Below are 19997 nucleotides of genomic sequence, written 5' to 3'. Positions count from 1 at the left end.
GGATTGGCAACACCGTCAAGGACGGCAATCCTCGAGCGACGAGCCCCGTACGGCGACCCGGGGGAGACCCCGGCCCGACGACTGAGGCGTCGGCGGCGATGTCCACGACGGCGAGTCCCCAGCCGTCACCCCCGTCCGGACGCCGCCCACCACCGGCCGCGTCCCCTCGCCAGGCCACCCGCCCGAAGCGACTGCCGTACGTAGCGGAAATCTCTCGATACTTCACGTTCTTTCCGGTCAACCCGGGGTGTGCCCCAAAGAGTGTCAGGGGTGGCTTTCACCGACGAGAGGAGACCGGGTGGACGCGGACTTCGCCGACTTCGTACGACACCGGGGCGACCACCATCTGAGAACGGCCGTCCTGCTCACCGGGGACTGGCACACGGCCGAGGACCTGCTGCAGTCCTGCCTCGGCAAGCTGTACCGGGTATGGCACCGGCTGGACACCAGCAGCGAACCGGACGCCTACCTGCGCCGCATCCTGGTCAACACCCACCGATCCTGGTGGCGCGCCCGATGGCGCCGGGAGATCCCACGCGCCGACCTGCCCGACCTGCCCGTCCCCGGAGACGGCTCCGGGGACGGGGGAGAGGCCCGGGCAGTGGCCGAAGAAGTCCGAAACGCGCTGGCCAGACTACCGACCAGGCAACGCACGGCCCTGGTACTGCGCTTCTTCGTGGACCTGCCGGAAACAGAGGTCGCCGACCTGATGGGCTGCTCGGCCGGAACCGTCAAAACCCACACGCATCGCGGCCTGCGCGCGATGCGCCGGATGATCTCACCGGACACCGTGGTCAACCGAACCGAGGCCCAGGGGAGTGGGATCCGATGAAACACCACCACGAGGAGCCGTCCATGAACGAAAGAGAAATCCGCGCACTGCTCGCCAGGGCCACCGAGGACCGCCCGGCGGGCATCGACCTCATGCCCGCGCCACCGGCACCGACACCGGCGGCCCCGAGACGCGGACCGGCCCGGATCCTGGTCCCGATCGCCTCGATAGGCGTCGCGGCCGCGGTCGGGGTGGTCGCACTGTTCCTGCCCGCGAGCCAGCCCTCGGCACAGGCCCAGGTGGCCGCCGCCGCCGAGAACACCAGCCGGGAGAGCTACCGGATCCACAGCACCAGCGGCGCCAAGACCTTCGACGGCGCCTTCGACCCCGCCCAGCGCGTCGGCGTCATCACCAGGGCCGCCGACGGCGCAGAAACCCGGTTCATCGGCGACCTGATGTACGTCCGCCAGCAACGCGAAGGCACCTGGATGGTCTCCCCGCGCATCGACGAAGAGCTGAAGAACGCCCCGCAGGCCGTCGCCCTGGTCAAGCTCGCCCCGCTGGACCCCCAGGCGGCCCTGCGACGCCTCCGTTCGGCCACCGACGTCCGTGAGAACGGCTCCGCCTCCGGCCAGGGCTGGAGCGGCCAGAGGTTCACGTTCTCACTGAAGGACGAGGGCGAGCCCGGCCTCAAGCAGATCGTGAACGGGTCGACGGACATCACCGGAGCCGTGAACGTGGACGACCAGGGACGGGTCCGGCGCCTGGAAGTCGTCTTCGGCGACACCGGCCAGCGAAACGTCCTGGACTTCGAGGACTTCGGCACCCCGGTGACGGTCACGGCCCCGCCCGCCGACCAGGTGGAACAACTGCCGACCGACGGCAAGCCGAAGCACAAGGTGGACCGGATGCCAGCGAGCACGCCGGACCCCAAACCGGCCGACGCCCCGACCGTCACAGCCTCCTGACCACCCCGCCCGGCACCTGCCGGGAGCGCACCCGGGCCGGGACGGACACCGCTCCGGCCCGGGTGCGCTCCCTTTGGGCCCCGGACCTGGCGGCCAGGAGGTCGGGGCCCAGCACGACAGAGGTCCGGGGGAGAGGCACCTGGGCGCCGAGCCTGAGACAAGCGCTGATCTGCCCATATTCGTCCGTCAAAGCGAGTATTCATCCTGACGACACGGGGGAGCGGTCTAGGCGCCGATCCTGCGGACGATGACAGCCACTGCCACCAAACAGCCGCAGAAAGAAGACGCCCAGGGAATAGGTCAAATGAGACAAATCGCTCGGATAAGCAGATTGTTTGAAACGGCCACGATCACCGAGCGCCTTTTGGTGGGCAGGTCACTCGAGGCGGGACAGCCTCACACCCGGCGAGACCTCGCCACCTCTTGATCATTTTGGGCGGCTCGACGGCTTGTGGATCTTGTTTGGCGAAACGATCAAGCGGGGGTGATCATGCACGGAAAAGGAGCCCGGACGCCGTGGCGCACCCGGAAGAAAGCCGCACCGCTTTCCGTCATGCCATAACAGGGACACACGGCGGGTAAAAACCCGCACGGCACACCGAGTAGCCCCTATCAGCACAAAACACCTTTAACCGTACAGAAGCTCAATTCTGTACGGTTAAAGATTGTCCCGAATCAAGCCCTACGAAGCGGCATCAATCCATATCAATCCGCCTTAGCGACCGCGACCTCGCACACGACTTCGTCCCAGCGAAAATCGATCATCTCCACACGATCTTCGGCGGGGTTGTCCCGGAGGATCTGCCCGGCCGCCGGGTTCACAGATGCATGACGCTGCTGTGGTGGTCGATGTGGTCGGCGGTGTCGTCGTCGAACCAGAGGCCGCCGGTGGCCAGGTATCGGAATCGGTGGACTCCGGGCGGCAGGATGACCGAGATGGTACGGGTGCCGTTGCGTCGGCGGCGCATCTCGTGGAGACCGGGCTGCCAGTCGTTGAAGTCGCCGACGACGCTGACGGTGCCGGAGGGCTGGTCGGCGGGCAGGGCGAAGGTGACGCGGGTCTTGCGGCCGAACAACCGGGTGCGCCTGAGCATGTACGTCCTCCCTGGGGCTGCCTGAGGGCGGGGAATGAGGTCAGCTTCCCGGTTGGCGTGGTGGTTCGGTAGGGGTGTGTGCAGGCCGTAACACATTGTTCACGCCGGTTTCGTGTTGTTTGCGGCCTGGGTGATTTGTAGGCATTTATGACTTCCGACCTGCTCGGATGAGTGGCCTGGATTTCCTCCGAGGGAAAACCTCACGGACGCCTCTCCCCCGCCGTACCGCACCCGATGCCCGACACATGGCGTGCGCGTCGTGCGGACCGTAGAAAGCGGCTGGCCGCCGATGGGCCCGGGGTGGGCGGAAGGGGGTCCCTCTCCCCCGGTACGTGGCGGGTCGCGCCCGGGGTGGGGGGAGTTTTCTCGCGAGCCCTGCGGGGGGCGGGCATTCGTCTACCGTGGGGGGATGAACATGATCGGTGGCCCGGCGGGCGGGCCGCTCCCCCGTCTCCCCCGCGCTCGTGACCGGCGGTGTCGTTCGGGCTGTTTTCGATGACGGCGGCGTGGCGGGTGGGCTCGGGTGGTGTTTCGGCGGGCGGGGATGTGGCACTGGTGGCGGGTGAGCGGCCGTTGACGACGGCCCGGATGCGGGAGGGGTGTCGCCGGGATCATGCGGCCAGCTGATCTGAATCGTCTCAGCGTGGGCGAGTCGGCCGATCGTTACGTGGAGCTGGTTCGGGCCAAGACCCTGACCGGCGCGCTGTCGATGTCGACGGCCGAGGTGTACGCGCGTGATGTGGCCACCTTCGTGGATCTGGCGGGTGAGCAGGTGGTCCTGGACGACCTGACCGGTGAGGATGTGGACGCCGTTCTGCTGGCCTTCGCTCGTAAGCCCGACGGGCGGCGGCGTTCGCGGCCCGAGGAGAGGGCGGGGGCGTTGCAGTCGGCCTCCTCCCAGGCGCGGTTTCGGCGGTCGATCTCGGCGTTGTTCAAGCACGCGGTGCTGGCGGGGTGGGTGCAGGTCAATCCGATGGCGATGGCGACGGTGACGGCCAGGGAGCGTGGGGGGCTGCGGCCGGAGCGGCGGGCGTTGACCCGTGAGCAGGCGCGGGGGCTGATCGGTGCGGCGCGTGAGCTGGGGGGCGACCCTAAGGGTGGTGGGGTGGCCGAGGTGGCGGTGCCCGTGGCGGGTGCGGTGCGGGCGCGGCGGCGCGATCAGCACACCGAGTTGCGTGACGGGCTGATCGTGTTGATGTTGTCGACGATGGGGCCGCGGGTGTCGGAGCTGGTCCGGGCCAATGTGGAGGATTTCTACACCAACGACGGGGTGCGTTACTGGCGGATCTTCGGTAAGGGGGGCAAGACGCGGGATGTGCCGCTGCCCGGTGATGTCGCGCTGGTGCTGGAGGCTTACCTGCTGCATGGGCGGATGGTCTCCTCCGACAAGGCGTTGTTGTTGTCGTGGCGGGGTCGGCGGCTGGCGCGGGGGGATGTGCAGGCGGTGATCGACCGGGTGCAGCGGATGGTGGATCCCGATCGTCGTCGTTCGGTGACGCCGCATGGGTTGCGGCACACCACGGCTACTCACCTGCTGGCCGACGCGGTGGACATGGACGCGGTGCGGCGGGTGCTGGGGCACAGTGATCTGGCGACGCTGGGGCGTTACCGCGATGAGCTGCCCGGGGAGCTGGAGGTGGCGATGCGCTCGCATCCGTTGCTGCGCGGTCCCGCGTCGGGCTGAGTGCCTGCTGGCCCGCCGGTACGGGGTCCGCCGACCGGATGTTCGGCGGGTTGGGCGCGGCGGGGGCCTCTGGCTGGGGGTCCCTGGGGTTCTGGTCGAAAATTCGACGGGTGTGGCTCTGGCCTGCGGTCAGGCGTCTGCTTTGGGTTCGGCCCTTGCCCTGTTCCGTCCGGTGGGTTGTGGAGTAACGCCGCGCCGGAGGCCAGGGGGACCTCGGCCGGGCATGTAAATAAACTTTGACATGATGTCCAGGGCGTTTTACATTGGTTGATGTCGGCTTTGTTTTACATGAGGAGCGGGCATGGCCTTCGGGGAAAAGTTCGCCCGGGTGATGATCGTGCTCTTCGTCGGCGCGTACGTGATCTCCGTGGCGCCCCTCCCGGGCCCGCTCGCCGACGCCTACGGACGCGGGCCAGGCCGAACCAGCCGAATCGCGACATCGCGACCGGACCGGGTCGCTACTCCCCCTCGCTGGAGATGGCGTTCGCGTCGCCCGGGTGTTCCGGGCCGGATGCGACGGCGTCCTCCACTCCCCTGACATCGAAGGAGACCCCTCATGAGGGCGATCGTCCAGGACGAGTACGGCCCGCCGCACATGCTGAGCCTCGGTGAGGTGCCGATTCCGGCGCCCGGTGCCGATGATGTGCTGGTCCGGGTGCACGCGGCCGGCGTCGACTACGGCGTGTGGCATGTCATGACCGGGCTGCCGCTCGTCGGCCGCCTCGGCTTCGGCCTGCGTCGGCCCCGCAACCGGGTGCCGGGTATGGACGTGGCCGGTGTCGTGGAGTCCGTCGGCGCCAACGTGAGCGCGTTTCGCCCCGGCGACGAGGTGTACGGCGAGGCGACCGGTGCGTACGCGCAGTTCGCGCTCGCCCGCCCAGGTAAGCTCGCCCGCAAGCCCGCCAATGTGAGTTTCGCCGAGGCGGCGGCCGTCCCTGTCTCGGGGGTGACCGCGTTGCGGGCCGTCGGCCGGGTCGGCGCCGGTGAGAGGGTGCTGGTCATCGGTGCCGGTGGCGGAGTGGGCAGTTTCGCGACGCAGCTCGCGGTCGCCGGCGGCGCCCACGTCACCGCCGTGTGCAGCACGGCCAAGGCCGGTCTCGTCCGGTCGCTGGGTGCTCAGGCCGTCATCGACTACACGCGCGAGCCGCTCACCGGGACCTACGACCTGATCGTCGACATCGCGGGTATCCGGCCGCTGGCGCAGTTGCGCGGGCTGCTCGCCGAGCGCGGCCGGCTCGTCATCGTCGGCGGTGAGGGCGGTGGCCGGTGGTTCGGCGGGGTCGGCCGGTTGCTGGCCGTCCGGCTGCTCACCCCGTTCACGCGTCAGCGCCTGGACTCGCTGATCGCGCTGACCCGCACCGCCGATCTGGAGGCGCTGCGTGACCTCATCGAGGCCGGGGCCGTGCGACCGGCCGTCGGGCGTACGTACCCCCTGGCCGAGGCTTCTGCGGCGGTGGGTGACCTGGCGGCGGGCAACGCGCCGGGAAAGCTCGTCCTCACGGTTGAGTGACCCCTGAGGTGCCGGGGTGTCAGAAAGACGCAAGGGCACAGGCACCACGCGCGGGCGGGGGCGGGCGACGGTGCCCTGCTGGGCGCGGCGCGTGCGGGGACTCGCTGCGGTCCGTCACGCGGTGGCCGTCGGCGTCGGCCGGTCCCGGTCAGGTCAGGAGTTCTCCCACCAGTTGCCGTAGCGAGCGGGCGAACCTGCCGGGGTCGCCCTCTGCGGTGAGGCGGCGCACCAGGTCGGCGTCGAACATGCCCAGCAGGGCGTGGGCCACGAAGGCGGCGTCGAGGTCGGAGCGGGCCTGGGTGATCAGAGTTTCCAGGTGGGCGTGCCAGCGTAGGTAGGTGGGGTCGGCGTAGCGGTCGGTGGCGCAGGAGCGCTCGTGGGCGGCGAGCAGGGCGAGGTTGCCCGCGGCCAGCTGGGAGAGGGCGTCCAGGAAGGCGACGATGCGTTCGGCGGGTGGTGCGCCGGGGCCCAGGGGTGGTGGTCCCGACTCCAGTGCCTCGCGCAGTTGTGTGGCCCGTTCCTGTAGCAGGGCCTGCATCAGCCCGGTGCGGCTGCCGAAGCGCCGAAAGACGGTGCCCTTGCCGACCTGGGCGTGGGCGGCGACCTGGTCCAGGGAGATGCGGGTGTCGCCGTGGGCGGCCAGGAGTTCCTCCGTGGCGCGCAGGATGGCGCGGCGGTTGCGGGCGGCGTCGGCGCGTTCGTTCATCGCTTCGCTCCCCCTTTGCGCAACCGGACCATTAGTCCGTATATTAGCCGATATCTAACCGGACTATTAGTCCGGTTAGCCCGGTGTGCGGGGTTTCCCGTGGGCCGCCCCCATCCCCTGTCAGGAGTATTCGCCGTGCGCGCTCTCGTCGTCGACCCCTCCGCCCCCGGTGGCCTGCGCCTGGGTGAGGCCGCCGAGCCCGAACCCGGTCCCGGTCAGGTGCTCGTCCAGGTGCACCACGCCTCCCTCAACCCCGGCGAGCTGGGCATGCTCGCCCAGCTGCCCGCGGGCCACGTGGGCGGCTACGACGCGGCCGGAGTCGTCGTCCGACCCGCCGCCGACGGCACCGGCCCGGCGGCGGGCACCCGCGTGCTGGCCTTCGGTCCCGGCGCGTGGGCCGAGCTCCTGGCGGTCTCCAGCGCCGACGTCGCCCCTCTGCCGCGCGGGGCCGCCCTGGCCGAGGCCGCGGCGCTGCCGATGGCGGGCATGACGGTCCTGCGTACCCTGCGTGCCGCCGGTTCCGTCCTGGGGCGGCGGGTGCTGGTCACCGGGGCCGGTGGCGCCGTGGGCCGCTACGGCGTGCAACTGGCCGCCCGCGCCGGTGCCCATGTCCTGGCCTCGGTCCGCGACGGCGCCCACGCCGCCGCCCTGACCGCGCTGGGGGCCCACGAGGTCGTCGTCGGCCTCACCGGCCTGCGGCAGGTGGGCGAACCGGTCGACGTGGTGCTGGAGACCGTCGGCGGGCCGCACCTGGTGGCCGCCTGGGCGCTGCTGGCCCCGGGGGCCACCTTGCAGAGCATCGGCTGGGCCGGGGGCGAGCCGGCCGTCTTCCCGCCCGGCTCCACCTTCTTTCCCGGCGAGGCCCGGTCGTTGAGCTCTTTCGGCGACGCCGCCGCCGTCGGGGCCGACCTGGGCCTGCTGGCCGGTCTGCTCGCCTCGGGCGCGCTGTCGGCGCAGGTCGGCTGGCGCGGGTCCTGGGAGCGTGCCGAGGAGGCGGTGCGGGTGGTGCGTGAGCGCGAGGTCACCGGCAAGGCCGTCATCGACATCACCCCCGCCCTCCCGTAGTGAGAGCTTGACCCTGCCGTAGCGTGAGGGTGCAGGCTGGCCTGGTGAAGGAGGGGACCACCATGCGGCAGGCGGCGGACACCGAAGACGGCGTGGTGGACTATTCCGTCGGGCAGGTGGCGCGCGTCGCCGCGGTCAGTGTGCGCACGCTGCACCACTACGACGAGATCGGGCTGGTCTCGCCGGGGCGGCGCACCGCGGCGGGATACCGCCGCTACACCGAGGCCGACCTGCAGCGTCTGCAGCACGTGCTGTTCTACCGCGAGCTCGGCTTCGCGCTGGAGGAGATCACCGCCATCCTCGACGACCCCGCCGCCGACACCCTGGCGCACCTGCGGCGCCAGCACGAACTCCTCACCGGGCGCATCGACCGGCTGCGGTCGATGGCCGCCGCGGTCGAACACGCCATGGAGGCGAACCTCATGAACATCTCCCTGACCCCCCAGGAGCGTTTCGAGGTCTTCGGTGACTTCGTTCCCGAAGAGCACGACGCGGAGGCGCGCGAGCGCTGGGGGCAGAGCGGCGCCTGGCGGCAGTCACGCGCCAAGATGGCCTCGATGACCAAGGCCGACTGGGCCCGGTTCACCGGCGAGGCCGCCCAGACGGTGCGTGACTTCGCCGACGCCTGTCTCGCGGGGTTGCCGGCCGCCGGTGAGCGGGCGATGGAGCTGGCCGAAAGGCACCGGGCGCACCTCACCCGCTGGTGTTACGACTGCTCCTACGACATCCATCGCGGCCTGGGTGAGATGTACGTCGCCGATCCGCGGTTCGCCGCCGGTTACGAGGCCGCGGTCACCGGCCTGGCCGCCTACATCCGTGACGCCATCCACGCCAACGCCGACCGCGCCGAACACTCCCCCTGATCCCGTGTCCGCGTAGCGGCGGCGCGGGGTCAGCGGGCGGTTACGGCGGCGTCGGGCTCGTCGGTGGTGGCCCGCTGGTCGAACTGGGTGCGGTGCAGCTGCGCGTAACGTCCCCCGGCGGCCAGCAGCGCGGCGTGGGTGCCCCGCTCGGTGATCCGCCCCTCCTCGACCACCAAGATCAGGTCGGCGGCGCGGATCGTCGACAGCCGGTGGGCGATGACCAGCGCGGTCCGCCCGGCCAGTGCCTCGGCCAATGCCTCCTGGACCGCGGCCTCGGAGGTGGAGTCCAGGTGCGCGGTGGCCTCGTCCAGTACCACCACCCGGGGGCGGGCCAGCAGCAGCCGGGCGATGGTCAGCCGCTGGCGCTCCCCGCCCGAGAGCCGGTAGCCGCGCTCGCCGACCACGGTGTCCAGCCCGTCGGGCAGCGCCGTGACCAGGTCGGCCAGCCGCGCCCGGCGCAATACCTGCCACAGCTCCTCGGTCTCGGCCTCGGGGCGGGCCAGCAGCAGGTTGGCGCGGATCGAGTCGTGAAACAGGTGCCCGTCCTGGGTCACCACGCCCAGCGTCTGGCGGATCGAGGCGGCCGACAGGTCACGGACGTCCACCCCCGACAGCCGTACCGCGCCGCCGTCGACGTCGTACAGGCGGGCCAGCAGTTGCGCGATCGTCGACTTGCCCGCTCCCGAGGAGCCCACCAGCGCGACCATCTGCCCGGCCTCGGCGCGGAAGGACACCTCGTGCAACACCGTCGCGCCGCCGCGCGCGTCCAGGGTGGCGACCTCCTCCAGGGAGGCCAGTGACACCTTCTCGGCCGAGGGGTAGGCGAAGCCGACGTCGTCGAACTCCACCGTCACCGGCCCCTCGGGCACCGTACGGGCATCCGCCCTGTCGGTGATCAGCGGTCGCAGGTCGAGGATCTCGAAGACCCGCTCGAAGCTGACCAGGGCGCTCATCACCTCCACCCGAGCCCCGGCCAGTGCCGTCAGCGGCGCGTACAGGCGGGTCAGCAGCAACGCCAGCGCCACCAGGGCGCCCGGCTCCAGCTGCCCGCGCAACGCGTAGAAGCCGCCCACCCCGTACACCAGGGCCAGCGCCAGCGCCGAGACCAGGGTGAGGGCGGTGACGAACACCGACTGCACCATCGCGGTACGGACCCCGATGTCGCGCACCCGCCGGGCCCGCGCCAGGAACTCGGCCGACTCCTGGGCGGGGCGGCCGAACAGTTTGACGAGGGTGGCGCCGGGGGCGGAGAAGCGTTCGGTCATCTGGGTGCTCATCGCCGCGTTGTGGTCGGCGGCCTCGCGTTCCATCCGGGCCAGCCGCCTGCCGACGTAGCGGGCGGGCAGCACGAACACCGGCAGCAGCACCAGGGCCAGCGCGGTCAGCTGCCAGGAGATGCCGACCATCACCACCAGGGTCAAGGTGAGTGTCACCAGGTTGCCCGCCACGCCTGAGAGGGTGTCGCTGAAGGCGCGCTGGGCGCCGATGACGTCGTTGTTCAACCGGCTGACCAGCGCGCCGGTCCGGGTGCGGGTGAAAAACGCGATGGGCATGCGCTGTACGTGGTCGAAGACGGCGCCGCGCAGCCGCAGGATCAGCCCTTCGCCGATGCTCGCCGACATCCAGCGGGTCACCAGGCCCAGTGCCGCCTCGGCGACCGCGATCACCGCGATCAGGGCGGCGAGGGCGGCCACGACGCTGGGCGCGGCGCCGCCGACGATCGCGTCGACCACCTGCCCGGCCAGTACCGGGGTCGCCACCGCCAGTACCGCCGAGACCACGCTCAGCGCCAGAAACCACCCGAGCAGGGTGCGGTGCGGGTGGGCGAAGGCGGCGATGCGCCGCAGCGTGGCCGCCGAGAAGGGCCGCCGGTCCTGTGGGGCGTGCATCGTGCTGTACAGCGAGTGCCAGGCCGCCATTTCCATGCTCATCACACGTCACCACGTTTTCTGTGCTCGTCATGCGGGGGGTCGTCGCCGGTGGCCGCCCGCGGCGTGCGCCCGGCGTGCGCGGGTGGCGGCGCGACACCACCACCCTAGGAGCTGAAGTTAACTTCAGGTCAAGGGCGCCCCCACCCGGTGATCAGTGCTTCGCACGCCCCGTACGCCTTCCCTGCGGGCGAAGCGGGGAGCACGCCCCGGCGGGGCGGGCGGGGCCCCGCGCCTCTAGGCTGGGAGCCGTTTCCCCCTCGCCCGGACGCCCCGCGTTTCCCGGGCGTCTTCCCCGTTCCCGTTGGAGAGGTGTACTCGCCGTGCCGACCGCACTGCGCCTGTTTCGTTACGTGGCGATCGCCGAAGCGTGCTCGTGGGCGGGACTGCTCATCGGCATGTACTTCAAGTACGTCGCCGCCACCGGAGACCTCGGTGTGAAGATCTTCGGCCCGGTGCACGGCGCCCTGTTCGTCCTCTACCTGGCCGCGGTGCTGTACGCGGCCCGCCAGGCCCGCTGGAGCCGGGCCTGGGTCATCGTCGGCCTGGTGTGCTCGGTGCCGCCGCTGGCCACCTTGTGGTTCGAGCGGCGCATGCTCGCCCGTCATCGGGAACCGGTCACCGTCTAGAGGTCCAGGACGGCGCGGGTGGCCGCCCGGCAGCGCCGCGGATCGGTCAGCAGGTCGGTGCCGTCGCCGAACTGGTCGATCGAGCCCACCGCGGGCAGCGCCCGTACCCGGGGGTCGGTGATGGCGGCGCCCAGGACGTCGGCGAACCGGCCGGCGTCCAGGACCTGGAAGGGCCGCCGGTGGTAGGGGCGCAGGTCCCCCTCCAGCGCGGCGGCCACCCCCCGCCGGTTGTGCAGGGCCGCCACCCGCCGGTACACCACCCCCAGGTGCTCTTCTCGCTCCCGCCAGCCGGTGGCCGCCCCCGCCGCCGACAACGCCTCCCCCAGCTCCGCCGTCCCCGGCAGGCGGGCAAAAGCGCTGCCCAGCCATTTGGCGTACGGCGGGTAGCGGCGGCGCAGCAGCACCACCAGCCGCATCAGGTCGCGGGCCAGGCTCGCGGTGACCAGCGCCGAGCCCAGGTCGTCGCCGACCTCCCCGCACCGTCCCGGGAACGCCTCCTGCTGGGCCAGGCGTCTCCACTGCCCGGCCAGCACGTAGCGCTCCAGGTCGGGCGGATACCAGCGCAACGCGGCACGGGCCGCTTCCAGGACCTCCAGGCCGTCGTGGAAGACCTCTCCGCTGGTGACCTCGGCCAGCCGCTGCCAGGGGGTCGACAGCCAGTCCAGCACGCTCACCCCCCGCGACGGGTCGAACCCCAGCCGGTCGACGAACCAGGTCGCCGGATCGCTCACCTGCACACCGTGGCAGTCCCCGGTCACCGCGGTGCGGTAGCCGCCGAAGTCGGCGGGCAGGCCGTCGGCGATCGTGCGCCGGACCCGCTCGGCCCGGTGCCCGGCCACGAACACCACCACCCGGGGCCCCCAGTCGTGGTCGGTGGAGCGTTCGGTGTCGAACGCCAGCACCTCCGACCCGGCGCCGATCAGCGCGGCACTGTGGGGTACGTCGGCCACGATCGGCCGCACGACCTGGGCATAGAAAGCACGCGAAAGCTCCAGGCCAGGTATGAAACTGGACATCATTTCGTCCACTCTGCCTGCCGGGACCGCCCCCCGCACCCGGTTTTCCCCCCGGCCCCGCCCGTTCAGCCGTCCAGGGCGGCGGCGGCCAGCGGGCGCCCGCGCAGCCCCAGCCGCTCGTACAGGGCGATGGCGGCGTGGTTGCCGGTGTCGACCATCAGCGCGACCCGCTCGCGCCCGGCGGCCAGCTCGCCGAGGGCGAACCGGCACACCCGCTCGCCGTACCCTCGGCCGCGCACGGCCGCCTCGGTGGCCACCCCGGCGAGGAAACCCACCGGCGGGCACGACCAGGCGTCGGCGGCCACCGCGACCAGCTTGCCGTCCTGGTCGCGGACCCCGGCCCAGCGCCGCACCCCCCGCACGCCCGGCACCGCCCAGGCCGAGGGGGCCGCCCGTGCCAGCAGGGCGCTCACCTCGCTCTCCTGGGCCTCCTTCAGCCACCCCACCTGTTCCGGGCCCGTCTCCCGCACCGGCCAGGAGAGCGGGGCATCAGCCGGGGTGTCCATCCACTCGAACGTGCCCAGCACCCGCATCCGCGCGTCGCGGGCCACCACCTCCCGCACCAGGGCCCGCGTGCCCACCACCCGGTAGGAGGGGCCGACCTCGGCCAGGACCCGGCCCACCAGGGCGCTCACCTGCCCCGGCGGGCCGCAGACCGTGAGGCGGTCGCGGCGGTTGAGGTCGGGGCAGGCCACCGCGACCGCCTGCCCCAGCGCCCACGCCCGCACCCCGGCCCCCATCCCCTGCGCGCCCCACACGACGAGCGCGTCTCCCGAGCAGGCGGCGCTCACCTCGGCCGCGTCTTTCAGCCGTACCGGTTCGGTGTTCAGAGGATCGCCCCGGGCCGGTAGCCCGCCGCCCGCGGGTAGCGGGCCACGATCGTCTCCACCCGCGCCACGACCGCCTCCACCTGGGCCGGGGCCGCCCCGGTGAAGGAGATCGGCTCGCCCAGCAGGGCCTTCAGCCGCGCCTGGTCCAGCGGGAAGCGCTCGTCGGCGCCCAGCCGGGCGATCAGCGCGTTACCGGAGGCGCCCTCGCGCATCGCCAGCGCCGACGCCACCGCGTGCTCCTTGATCAGCTCATGGGCGCTCTCGCGGCCCACCCCGGCCCGTACCGCGGCCATCAGCATCTTCGTCGTGGCCAGGAACGGCAGGTAGCGCTCCAGCTCGGCGGCGATCACCGCGGGGAAGGCGCCGAACTCCTCCAGCACCGTCAGCATGGTCTCCACCAGGCCGTCGAAGGCGAAGAACGCGTCCGGCAGCGCCACCCGGCGCACCACCGAGCACGACACGTCCCCCTCGTTCCACTGGTCCCCGGCCAGCTCCCCGGTCATCGACGCATACCCCCGCACGATGACCGCCAGCCCGTTGACCCGTTCGCACGAGCGGGTGTTCATCTTGTGCGGCATCGCCGAGGAGCCGACCTGTCCTTCGGCGAACCCCTCGGTGACCAGCTCGTGGCCGGCCATCAGCCGGATCGTCTTGGCCAGCGAGGAGGGGGCCGCGGCCAGCTGCGCCAGCGCGGTGACCACCTCGTAATCCAGGGAGCGCGGGTACACCTGCCCCACGCTGGTCAGCCGGTGGGCGAACCCCAGGTGCGCGGCCACCTCGTCCTCCAGCTCCGCGAGCTTGGCCGCGTCCCCGCCCAGCAGGTCCAGCATGTCCTGGGCGGTGCCGACCGGCCCCTTGACGCCGCGCAGCGGGTAGCGGGCGATCAGCTCCTCCAGCCGGGTGAACGCCACCAGCAGCTCGTCGGCGGCCGAGGCGAACCGCTTGCCCAGCGTCGTCGACTGGGCGGCCACGTTGTGCGAGCGCCCGGCCATCACCAGCCCCGAGTGCCGCGTCGCCAGGGTGGCGAGGGCGGCCAGCAGTGCCACGCACCGGTCGCGGACCAGCAGCAGGCTGTCGCGGATCTGCAGCTGCTCGACGTTCTCGGTCAGGTCTCGCGACGTCATGCCCTTGTGCACCTGCTCGTGGCCGGCCAGCGCGTTGAACTCCTCGATGCGGGCCTTGACGTCGTGGCGGGTGACGCGCTCGCGGGCGGCGATGGACTCCAGGTCGACGCGCTCGACGACCTTCTCGTAGTCTTCCAGCGCCGCGGGCGAGACCTCCACCCCCAGCCGCGCCTGGGCGGCCAGCACGGCCAGCCACAGGCGCCGCTCGGCCACCACCTTGTACTCCGAGGACCACAGGCGGGCCAGCGGCGCGGAGGCGTAGCGGGCGGCGAGAACATTGGGGATACGCGGCTTGGCAGTCACGTTGCCGCAGTATATTCCGCCGCCCCCGCCCGCCCCGACCAGGGGCACTCCCCCCGGGAAAGATCGACGCGAGCTGCCCGGCCCCCCGGGGGGAAGCGGGAAGGGGCCGCTCACCCGTGCGGGTGAGCGGCCCCTTCCTTAACGACTTACCGGGTCGTCGGCGCCAGCTCTTCCTTGTCGTAGACCTTCAACGGCGGCCGCTCCCCACCGTCCTTGGGCGTGCGCCGCAGCCGCTCCTTGAGCCGCTCCACCATCACATACAGGGTCGGCACCAAGACCAGCGTCAGCAGCGTCGACGACAGCAGGCCGCCGATCACCACGATCGCCAGCGGCTGGGAGATGAACCCGCCCGAGCCCGTCAGCCCCAGCGCCATCGGGACCAACGCGAAGATCGTCGCCACCGCGGTCATCAGGATCGGCCGCAGCCTGCGCCGGCCCCCCTCGATCACCGCCTCCACGATGCCCATGCCCTGGTCGCGGTACTGGTTGATCAGGTCGATCAGCACGATCGCGTTGGTCACCACGATGCCGATCAGCATCAGCATGCCGATCAGGGCCGGAACCCCCATCGGGGTGCCCGTCGCCAGCAGCAGCCCGATCGCGCCGGTCGCCGCGAACGGCACCGACACCAGCAAGATCAGCGGCTGCACGAAGCTCCGGAACGCCGCCACCATGATCATGAAGACGATCGCGATCGCCGCCAGCATCGCCAAACCCAGCTGCCCGAACGCCTCGGCCTGGTCCGCGCTCACCCCGCCCAGGGTGAAACTCGCCCCCGCCGGCAACGCCAGCGCATCCAGCTTCGACGTCAGCTGCGTCGTCACACTGCCCAGGTCACTGCCGGTCGCCGTCCCCGACACCGTCGCGCTGCGCTCCCCGTCGATCCGCGTCACCTGCGTGGGACCGTCGACCCTGGCCACCTCCGCCACCTGCGACAGCTTCACCGTGCCCGTCGCCGTCGGCAGCTTCAGCGCCCCCACCGCCTTGACGTCCTCAGGGGCGTCCGAGGTCCGCAAGACCACCGCGCCCGAGCGGCCGTCCAGCGTCAGCTCACCCAGCGGCGCCCCCCGGAACTGCTGCGCCACCAGCTGCCCGATCTGCGTCTCACTCAGGCCCCTGGCCGCCGCCTTCTGCCGGTCCACCCGCACCTCGACCCGCTCGGCACCGGCCGCCAGGTTGGAGGTCACATCCCGCAACCCGCCCATCCCCGCCATCGCCGCGCGAACCGACTCGGTCGCCGTCCGCAGCGTCGCCACATCCGGCGCCTGCACGATCACCTGCAGCTGGTCGGTCGCCCCGCCACCCGGCCCGCCCTGGGCGCCGCCCACCGTGACCTCACCGATCTCCGTCTCCGGCAGCTGCCCCAGCCGCTTACGCAGCTGCTCCTCCAGCACCGCGGTGTCGGTCTCCTCGGCCACCGTCACCGAGTACGAGGCCCGATCCCCGCCCCCGCCGCCACCACCCAGGAAGCCGCCACCACCGCCCACGTTCACCTGGTAGTCGCGCACCCCCTTCAGCGACGCCAGGACCTCCTCGACCTTCTTGGCCGCCGCGTCCGTCGACGCCAGGTCGGTGCCCGCAGGCATCCGCTGGCTGATCGACACCGTGTCCTGCCCCGACGAGTCGATGAAGTTGGTCTCCAACCGGCCCGCCAGGCCCATCGTCGCGGCGAACACCACCACACCCACCAGCACCGTCACCAGCCGCCGCCGCGTCGCGAACCGCAACACCGGCAGATACGCCCGCTGCAACGGGCTGCGCAGCTCCTTGGCCTCGGCCTCCTCACGCACCGCCCGCGCCTGCTCCGGCGAGAGCACCGGCGCCTTCAAGAACCAGTACGCCAGCACCGGCACCACCGTCAGCGACACCAGCAACGACGCCAGCAACGCCACCGTCACCGTGATCGCGAACGGCGCGAACAGCTGCCCCACCATGCCGCCCACCACCGCGATCGGCAAGAACACCGCCACCGTCGTCAACGTCGAGGCCGTCACCGCGCCACTGACCTCACGCACCCCCGCCAGCACCGCCTTGCGCTTGGCCTCCCCATAGCCCAGGTGACGCTTGATGTTCTCCAACACCACGATCGAGTCGTCGACCACCCGGCCCACCGCGATCGTCAACGCCCCCAGCGTCAGCAGGTTCAGCGAGTAGTCACCCACCCACAACGCGATCAACGCGATGACCACCGACAACGGAATCGACGCCGCCGTCACCAGCGTCGAGCGCACCGACAACAAGAAAATCAAGATGACCAGCACCGCGAACGCCAGGCCCAGCAACCCCTCGGTCGTCAGATCCTCGATCGACCGCTCCACGTACGGCGCCTGATCGAAGATCACCGTCATCTCCGACGAGTCCCCGATGGCCCGCACCATCTCCGGAAGCTTCTCGCGCACCGCGTGCGAGATCGCCACCGCGTTCCCGTCCGGCGTCATCGTCACCGACAACCCCAGACTCGGCTGCCCGTTGGTGCGCGTCAGCGACGTCCCCTCGGCCAGCGTCCGCTCCACCGTCGCCACATCCCCCAGCCGCACCGGCTTGGGCGCCGCCGGCGGACGCTGCCGCCCCGCCTGAACAGCCTGAGCCTGCTGGCCCTGCTGGGTGGCACCCGCCCCGCCCCCCGGCACCTGCCGGGCCTGCGCCGGCGCCTGCTGCGCCACCGGAGCCGCGGGCGTCAGATACAGATCCCGCAACTCCTCCAGCGTCGAGACCCGCGCCCCCACCTGAACCGTCAGCGACACCTTGTCCTCGGTCACACTGCCCGCCGGAAGCGGCTGCCCGTTGGCCCGCAGCACCTCGGCCACCGCCGTCGGCGACAACCCCAGCAACGCCAGCCTCCCCAGATCCGGGGTGATCGTCACCACCTCGTCACGGGTACCCGTCACCGTCGCCTCACGCACCCCCTCGATGCCCCGCAGCTCCGGCACCACCAGCCGCTCAAGCCGCTCGGCCATCACCCGCTGATCGCCGCCGTCACCCACCGCCAGCTGCATCACCGGAATGTCGTCGGTCCCGCCCGACAAAACCTGCGGGTCGACCCCCTGAGGCAACTGCGCCTCGATCCGCGAGATCGCCTGCTGCATCTCCGCCACCGCCGCGTCGATGTCGGTGCCGTACTCGAACGCCACCTGGACCTGCGCCATCCCCTCCCGGGACGTCGAGGTCACCTCCGAGACCCCCTCCAGCCCCTGGAAGCTGTTCTCGATCGGCTCGGTCACCTGCTCCTCGACGATCTCAGGAGAGGCACCCGGATACGAGGCCGCCACGAACGCCCCCGGAAACGACAGCGAAGGCAGCAGCTGCTGCTTCAGCGAGGGAATCGCGAACAGGCCGAACGCGCTCAACACCAGCGCGATCATTATCACGAGGCTGCGGTTGGCGAGGCTCAACCTGGCCAGGGAGGTCATGGGGGCGGGCTCCTCAAGGAGGGACATCACAACAAGATTCGCCCCAGACTAACACTTCGCCTCATACGAATATTTAACGACGCTTACCAATCCTGATAACCTTCTCAGGAAGCGAGAGGTGAGCGTGAACGACGACAACCGCGAACAACTGATCAACCAGATCGGCGCCACCCAACGCGCCCTGGGCCGCCTCCTCGCCCAGCACAGCGCCCCATCCCCCCTCTTCGACTCCAACCTGACCATGCGCCAGCTCAAAGTCGTCATGATCCTCTCCGGCCAGGACTCCGCCTCAGGCCAAGACCTCGCCACCCACCTCGACGTCGGCCTCGGCACCGTCACCGGCATCGTCGACCGCCTCGTCGCCCACGGCCTCGTCACCCGCCGCGAAGACCCCCACGACCGCCGCATCCGCCGCGTCACCCTCACCCCCGCCGGACGCGCCCTCACCGAGCAGATCGCCGACGCCGGCCTCACCGAATTCCGCCGCCTGCTGCGCCACCTCGACACCCCCACCCTGCGCGACCTGTCCACCATCATCGACAAACTCCAGCAAGCGGCCCTCACCCTCCACAACCACCACCCCCACAAAAAGGTCGGATGATAGGTTCAGTCCCCGTGACAGAACCAACCACCACCCTCTTCTCCCTCACCGGCCGCACCGCCCTCGTCACCGGCGGCAGCTCCGGCATCGGACACACCATCGCCCACGCCCTCGGCCACGCCGGCGCCGCCGTCATCATCGTCGCCCGCCGCACCACCCACCTCACCCAAACCCTCACCGAACTCCACCACCACAACATCACCGCCGCCGCCATCACCGCCGACCTCGCCAACCCCGACGACATCACCCGCATCTGCCAGCACGCCCCCACCCTCTTCGGCGACATCGACATCCTCGTCAACAACGCCGCCAACAACATCCGCCACCCCATGGCAGAACTCACCACCGACGACTACCAAAAAACCATGGCCGTCAACATCACCGCCCCCTACCTCCTCGGCCAGCACTTCGGCCCCCGCATGGCCAGCCGAGGCTGGGGCCGCATCATCAACATCGGCTCCCAGCAATCCCACAAAGCCTTCGGCGACAGCGGCGCCTACGGCATCTCCAAAGCCGCCATCACCGGCCTCACCCGCTCCCAGGCAGAAGCCTGGTCCCCCCACGGCGTCTGCGCCAACACCATCATCCCCGGCTTCGTCCTCACCCCCCTCACCGAACCCGCCCAAGCCATCCCCGGCCGCGTCGAAGAACTCGCCGCCCGCACCATGACCGGCCGCAACGGCCACCCCGCCGACTTCGCCGGCATCGCCGTCCTCCTCGCCAGCGACGCCAGCGCCTACATCACCGGCCAGGCCATCTGCGTCGACGGCGGCTTCTCCGTCCACTGACCCCACCACGGCCGCCCGCCCCACCACGCCCCGGACCCGCCACCATGACCACCACCCACCACCCCGCCAACGCCCGCAAAGCCGTCTCCTACTTCTTCACCCTCCTCGGCATCACCACCGGAGCCTGGGCCGCCCGCATCCCCGCCATCAAACACACCCTCGACCTCACCGACGGCCAGCTCAGCTACGGCCTCCTCGCCATCGCCATCGGCCTCGTCACCGGCATGCGCTTCGCCGGACACCTCACCGACCGCCTCGGCAGCGCCCGCCTCATCACCCCCGCCGCCATCGCCACCGCACTGTCCATCATCCCCCCCGGCCACGCCACCACCCTGCCCGCCCTCATCGCCACCCTCTTCCTCTTCGGCCTCACCAACGCCTTCCTCGACGTCTCCATGAACACCCACGGCGTCGACGTCGAACGCGCCTACAACCGCCCCATCATGTCCTCCTTCCACGGCATGTTCAGCATCGGCTGCCTCACCGGCGCCGGCATCGGCACCCTCTTCGCCTGGCTCAACCTCAGCGCCGCCACCACCCTCACCACCGTCGCCATCCCCCTCGCCCTCCTGTCCCTGTACGCCCGCCACCACCTCCTCCCCACCCCACCCCCCGCGCCCGACAGCACCAGGGAACGGCTGCTGCTGACCCTGCGGCTGATCAAGGCTCTGGCGCTGTGCGGCGACATGGCCGCGGCCCGCAGGCG

18 protein-coding genes are annotated in these 19997 nt (G+C 71.1%); 10 read left to right on the top strand and 8 right to left on the bottom strand.

From position 1 onward, the window contains the following. Positions 1-298: 298 nt before the first annotated feature. Both ACW9TB_RS35955 and ACW9TB_RS35950 read left to right on the top strand, forming a co-directional pair. Complete coding sequence (locus ACW9TB_RS35955; RefSeq protein ID WP_472752581.1) at positions 299-832, top strand: SigE family RNA polymerase sigma factor; 534 nt, start codon at positions 299-301, stop codon at positions 830-832. Between the two features lie 23 nt (positions 833-855). Beyond that, a complete protein-coding gene (locus tag ACW9TB_RS35950) occupies positions 856-1740 on the top strand; it encodes a hypothetical protein (RefSeq protein WP_472752580.1) in 885 nt (294 codons plus the stop codon). On the opposite strand, the gene ACW9TB_RS35945 is transcribed toward ACW9TB_RS35950, so the two are convergent. Continuing rightward, positions 1727-1930: a hypothetical protein gene (locus ACW9TB_RS35945; protein WP_472752579.1), complete on the bottom strand. Its 204-nt coding sequence runs from the start codon at positions 1928-1930 to the stop codon at positions 1727-1729. The two genes, ACW9TB_RS35950 and ACW9TB_RS35945, sit on opposite strands and share 14 nt — an antisense overlap. Positions 1931-2558: 628 nt before the next feature. Continuing rightward, the gene (locus tag ACW9TB_RS35940; RefSeq protein WP_472752578.1) at positions 2559-2834 is read right to left on the bottom strand and encodes an isoamylase early set domain-containing protein; all 276 of its coding nucleotides are present in this window, start codon (positions 2832-2834) and stop codon (positions 2559-2561) included. Positions 2835-3447: 613 nt separating this feature from the next. Here ACW9TB_RS35940 and ACW9TB_RS35935 point away from each other — a divergent pair. Both ACW9TB_RS35935 and ACW9TB_RS35930 read left to right on the top strand, forming a co-directional pair. Further along, complete coding sequence (locus ACW9TB_RS35935) at positions 3448-4518, top strand: tyrosine-type recombinase/integrase (protein ID WP_472752577.1); 1071 nt, start codon at positions 3448-3450, stop codon at positions 4516-4518. A 556-nt stretch (positions 4519-5074) separates the two neighbouring features. Further along, a complete protein-coding gene (locus ACW9TB_RS35930; RefSeq protein ID WP_472752576.1) occupies positions 5075-6028 on the top strand; it encodes an NAD(P)-dependent alcohol dehydrogenase in 954 nt (317 codons plus the stop codon). Between the two features lie 148 nt (positions 6029-6176). Here the strand turns inward: ACW9TB_RS35930 and ACW9TB_RS35925 are convergent, their stop codons facing one another. Beyond that, the gene (locus ACW9TB_RS35925; protein WP_472752575.1) at positions 6177-6734 is read right to left on the bottom strand and encodes a TetR/AcrR family transcriptional regulator; all 558 of its coding nucleotides are present in this window, start codon (positions 6732-6734) and stop codon (positions 6177-6179) included. Between the two features lie 135 nt (positions 6735-6869). On the opposite strand from ACW9TB_RS35925, the gene ACW9TB_RS35920 reads away from it, so the two are divergent. After that, a complete protein-coding gene (locus ACW9TB_RS35920; RefSeq protein ID WP_472752574.1) occupies positions 6870-7799 on the top strand; it encodes a zinc-binding dehydrogenase in 930 nt (309 codons plus the stop codon). Between the two features lie 23 nt (positions 7800-7822). Beyond that, positions 7823-8662 carry a MerR family transcriptional regulator gene (locus ACW9TB_RS35915; protein WP_472752573.1) on the top strand — a complete coding sequence of 280 codons (840 nt, stop codon included), beginning with the start codon at positions 7823-7825 and terminating at the stop codon, positions 8660-8662. A gap of 29 nt (positions 8663-8691) precedes the next feature. Here the strand turns inward: ACW9TB_RS35915 and ACW9TB_RS35910 are convergent, their stop codons facing one another. Then, positions 8692-10593 carry an ABC transporter ATP-binding protein gene (locus ACW9TB_RS35910; protein ID WP_472752572.1) on the bottom strand — a complete coding sequence of 634 codons (1902 nt, stop codon included), beginning with the start codon at positions 10591-10593 and terminating at the stop codon, positions 8692-8694. Between the two features lie 320 nt (positions 10594-10913). Here ACW9TB_RS35910 and ACW9TB_RS35905 point away from each other — a divergent pair, with 320 nt between their 5' ends. Continuing rightward, on the top strand, positions 10914-11219 hold the full coding sequence (locus ACW9TB_RS35905) for a DUF3817 domain-containing protein (RefSeq protein WP_472752571.1): 306 nt from the start codon (positions 10914-10916) through the stop codon (positions 11217-11219). Here the strand turns inward: ACW9TB_RS35905 and ACW9TB_RS35900 are convergent. From ACW9TB_RS35900 to ACW9TB_RS35885, 4 genes are all read right to left on the bottom strand, one after another. Further along, on the bottom strand, positions 11216-12181 hold the full coding sequence (locus ACW9TB_RS35900) for a DUF4037 domain-containing protein (RefSeq protein WP_472752570.1): 966 nt from the start codon (positions 12179-12181) through the stop codon (positions 11216-11218). The genes ACW9TB_RS35905 and ACW9TB_RS35900 overlap by 4 nt on opposite strands. 119 nt (positions 12182-12300) lie before the next feature. Next, positions 12301-13026 carry a GNAT family N-acetyltransferase gene (locus tag ACW9TB_RS35895; RefSeq protein ID WP_472752569.1) on the bottom strand — a complete coding sequence of 242 codons (726 nt, stop codon included), beginning with the start codon at positions 13024-13026 and terminating at the stop codon, positions 12301-12303. Between the two features lie 35 nt (positions 13027-13061). Beyond that, on the bottom strand, positions 13062-14492 hold the full coding sequence (gene purB, locus ACW9TB_RS35890; RefSeq protein ID WP_472752568.1) for an adenylosuccinate lyase: 1431 nt from the start codon (positions 14490-14492) through the stop codon (positions 13062-13064). Positions 14493-14638: 146 nt separating this feature from the next. Continuing rightward, positions 14639-17902 (bottom strand): efflux RND transporter permease subunit, encoded by a 3264-nt coding sequence (locus ACW9TB_RS35885; RefSeq protein WP_472752567.1) that lies wholly within the window; start codon positions 17900-17902, stop codon positions 14639-14641. Positions 17903-18020: 118 nt separating this feature from the next. On the opposite strand from ACW9TB_RS35885, the gene ACW9TB_RS35880 reads away from it, so the two are divergent. The 3 genes from ACW9TB_RS35880 to ACW9TB_RS35870 all read left to right on the top strand — a co-directional run. After that, entirely contained in the window at positions 18021-18503 is a 483-nt protein-coding gene (locus ACW9TB_RS35880; RefSeq protein WP_472752566.1) for a MarR family winged helix-turn-helix transcriptional regulator, read from the top strand. Between the two features lie 14 nt (positions 18504-18517). Then, complete coding sequence (locus ACW9TB_RS35875; protein ID WP_472752565.1) at positions 18518-19291, top strand: SDR family NAD(P)-dependent oxidoreductase; 774 nt, start codon at positions 18518-18520, stop codon at positions 19289-19291. Positions 19292-19335: 44 nt separating this feature from the next. Beyond that, positions 19336-19997: MFS transporter (locus ACW9TB_RS35870; RefSeq protein ID WP_472752564.1), on the top strand; the 662-nt coding region annotated here is incomplete at its 3' end.

The organism is Streptosporangium sp. H13245, from assembly GCF_055690525.1.
The sequence above is the reverse complement of the archived record's forward strand: the minus strand, read 5'-3'. Positions and strand labels throughout refer to the sequence as shown.

What these genes read in the sequence shown, in the direction of transcription:
- ACW9TB_RS35950 (WP_472752580.1), top strand. Translation starts at nt 856, where the DNA reads ATGAACGAAAGAGAAATCCGCGCACTGCTCGCCAGGGCCACCGAGGAC.
- ACW9TB_RS35940 (WP_472752578.1), bottom strand. Translation starts at nt 2,834, where the DNA reads ATGCTCAGGCGCACCCGGTTGTTCGGCCGCAAGACCCGCGTCACCTTC.
- ACW9TB_RS35935 (WP_472752577.1), top strand. Translation starts at nt 3,448, where the DNA reads ATGCGGCCAGCTGATCTGAATCGTCTCAGCGTGGGCGAGTCGGCCGAT.
- ACW9TB_RS35930 (WP_472752576.1), top strand. Translation starts at nt 5,075, where the DNA reads ATGAGGGCGATCGTCCAGGACGAGTACGGCCCGCCGCACATGCTGAGC.
- ACW9TB_RS35925 (WP_472752575.1), bottom strand. Translation starts at nt 6,734, where the DNA reads ATGAACGAACGCGCCGACGCCGCCCGCAACCGCCGCGCCATCCTGCGC.
- ACW9TB_RS35910 (WP_472752572.1), bottom strand. Translation starts at nt 10,593, where the DNA reads ATGAGCATGGAAATGGCGGCCTGGCACTCGCTGTACAGCACGATGCAC.
- ACW9TB_RS35885 (WP_472752567.1), bottom strand. Translation starts at nt 17,902, where the DNA reads ATGACCTCCCTGGCCAGGTTGAGCCTCGCCAACCGCAGCCTCGTGATA.